The organism is Mycobacterium sp. MAC_080597_8934, assembly GCF_000523975.1.
GTDB classification, from domain to species: domain Bacteria; phylum Actinomycetota; class Actinomycetes; order Mycobacteriales; family Mycobacteriaceae; genus Mycobacterium; species Mycobacterium avium.
In genome coordinates, this window is sequence record NZ_JAOS01000043.1 from 1 (window position 1) to 2,726 (window position 2,726).

At 66.5% G+C, this 2,726-nt stretch carries 2 protein-coding genes and 1 pseudogene; 1 reads left to right on the forward strand and 2 read right to left on the reverse strand.

The annotated features are described in order from the left end of the window. Window positions 1-222 (forward strand): annotated as a pseudogene (locus NF20_RS20640) (transposase); the annotation flags it as partial. Here the strand turns inward: NF20_RS20640 and NF20_RS26720 are convergent. Both NF20_RS26720 and NF20_RS20645 read right to left on the reverse strand, forming a co-directional pair. Further along, entirely contained in the window at window positions 215-676 is a 462-nt protein-coding gene (locus tag NF20_RS26720; protein WP_007172469.1) for a DUF6262 family protein, read from the reverse strand. The pseudogene NF20_RS20640 and the gene NF20_RS26720 sit on opposite strands and share 8 nt — an antisense overlap. After that, a partial coding sequence (locus NF20_RS20645) for a tyrosine-type recombinase/integrase (RefSeq protein WP_033717456.1) occupies window positions 666-2,726 on the reverse strand: 2,061 nt, incomplete at its 5' end. The genes NF20_RS26720 and NF20_RS20645, both read right to left, overlap by 11 nt.

Sequence of the window (2,726 nt, forward strand, 5' to 3'; positions counted from 1 at the left end):
GTGCGGATGGTCCGCACCTTGCGCGCGGAGCTGGGCACCGAGCAGGGCACAGTGCAGCGGGTCGCTCGCCAGCTCGGCTACGGAGTGGAATCGGTGCGCACCTGGGTCCGTCAGGTCGACATCGACGAAGGCCTGGCTCCTGGGGTGACGACCTCGGAGTCGAAGAAGGTGAAGGAACTCGAACAGGAGATCCGAGAACTCAAGCGTGCCAACGTTATCTTGGGCGGGCTCGACTGTTTGGGGGCGTGATCTGGGTGTTTGTGTCGTGGACGGTGTCCGTGATGTGGGTGTCGGCGATGCGGTTGGCGCGGAGCTGTCCGTGCAGGAGTGCGATCTGGTTTCGTAGTTGACGGTTTTCGTTGTCGAGTTCGCGGATGCGTTCGTGTGCGAGGGTGAGGCGTTGGCGCAGGGAGGCGTCGGAGCCGCGCTCGACTGGGGCAGGTGGTGCCGGCTCGGGCGTCTCCGATATGGCGGTCAGTCGGCGGAGTTGGTCGCGCAGTGCGGGCTGGGCATACAGCCATGAGCGGGAGACGCCGGCGAGGGCGGCGATCTGTGTGATAGTGCGCCGCTGGCCGGTTTCGCCGAGTTCCTGCAGGGCTTGCCGGGCGCGTTGGAGGGTGTCGGCGCGGCGGCGTTGGGCAGCGGCGAGGAGGTAGTGGCTGTTGTCATGGCGCATCGGATGGTTCCTTTCCGCAGCATGTTTCGCTGCCCGCTGCAGCGCACCGGCAGTCGCGTTGGTCGGTTTCGAGGGTGGCGATGATGGTAAGCAGGTTGGTTTCGACGGTGTGGTTCATCTCGGCCAGGCGGGTGTGGCCGTCGGTTTGAGCACGCGAGATCAACGTGCGGGTGTCATCGAGCTGCTTGCGGTGTTGGGGTAGGAATTCGGCGGTCGTGATGAACAGCGGACAAGTCAAACATGCGTTGGCGTGCGGGCACGATTTCTGTAGTGGCAGACCACAATAGCCGTTGGGCAGCGCTATTTTCGCGCGTGCAAGGTTCTGCTTCATCCACTCGCCATCGGCGAGGGGCCCGTCGACGGTGATGTCGACCGGCTCACCGTGGATGTTGATCTTCTGGGCGCGTTCCCACTGCTCTCGTATGGTGGTGTCGGCCAATCGGGCATACACGGCGGTCATGGTGTGGCTGGTGTGGTCGAGCAGGCGTCGGACCACTTCCTGCGGCACCTCATGGTTGATCCATCGTGTGGCCGCCGTGTGCCGGAACTGATGAGCGGTGATATGCGCTGGCTGACCGAGTTCATCTGTGACACCACATGTTTCGAGCCACTGCCCGAGCTGGAGGTGGAACGTCACGGTGGGAATGGGCAGCCGTCCGTCGGGGTTGGCGCTGCTGCGCGGCAGCAACACGGCGGTGGTTGGAAACCGCTGCCGGGTGCGCTCCTGCTGCGTCTGGATCATGGCGGTGAGTTCGTCGTCGATGGGCACCACCGCGTCGCGGCGCATCTTATGGTTGCGGTAGCGCAAATAGACCGCGCCCTGCGGGTCGCGAACCAGACAGTCCAGCGCCAGCCGGGTGGCGTCGCCAATGCGCAGGCCGGTGCGGATGAGGACCTCCACCAGCAGCCGGATCCGCGGGTCGCTGATCCGGTCGAGGTTGGCCGGGCTTTCCAACTGGCCCATGACGAACTCGGGAATCGCCCGCGGTGCCGGTGTCTCGTCACGGCGGGGCTGGTCGCTGGGATACAGCTGCGCCTCGGCCGGCAGCGATGCCCACCGGTGCTGGCGAACGGCATTCAGAAACCCGGTCACACAGCCGATCTCGGCGCTGCGGGTCTTCGGTTGTGGGATCTCAACGGCCAGTCGAGCCAGGTAGGCCTCCAGCGCTGCCCGCTCGAGCGCACCCGGGCCCGACGAGCTCGCTAGTCCGGGCATGAACTGCGACAAACGAACGAGCGCGAGGCGATCACTGCGTAGCTGCCCCAGCCCGACTCCGCACGACATGCGCCACCGGCACCATCGTTTGGCCAGCTCTCGAAGCCAGACTGGGTGCACCGCAGTGAAATCCAGTTTGGCCCCGTCATGGCCGGAAACACCGAGCCGCCGTAGCCGCCACACGTCACGCTGGTATTCGCTGTCCCAGCCGGTCCCGTCGCGCAAATCGAGCACGCACTCGATCGCGTAACCGAGGAACGCGCGCGGGGTGTTGACCGACGCCGCGGCCGGCAGCCCGGCCAGCCAGTCGGCCAGCGGACGATCCAGCAGCGACTCGGCCCCGGTTGCCGACAAGTGGTCCAGCAGCGGCTTGATCGATCGCGGTGTGGTGCGGGTTCGGTTCAGGTCGACGCGGCATTGCAGCGCGTAGCCGATCTCCAGCCGCAACTGCGGCCGCAGCGGCCGCAAGTCGAAGCGATCCTCGCCGTAGCTGGCGCAGTAGGCGATGAACTCCGCCGCCGACGGGCGACCACGCAGCCGCCACCGCCGGTGGTGGGAATGACACCACCCGGCGTCCAGTTCGGCCCACAACATGCACCCCGGGATGGCGCACACCGCTGCCGGCGTGCCGGCCACGTCCGGCTTCCACCGATCCACCACTGGGCGTCCGGCCTTGTCCCAGGCGTGGGAATGCGTGTAGCACAACCGATACCGATGCTGCCCGAAGCCGCAACCGGGCACCAGGCACGATTGCAGCGGCCGGTACCCCATCACCTCTGGATCAGCGGTCGCCGCCCACGCCCGTCGGTCATCCGGGCGACCCGCCTTTCTCCA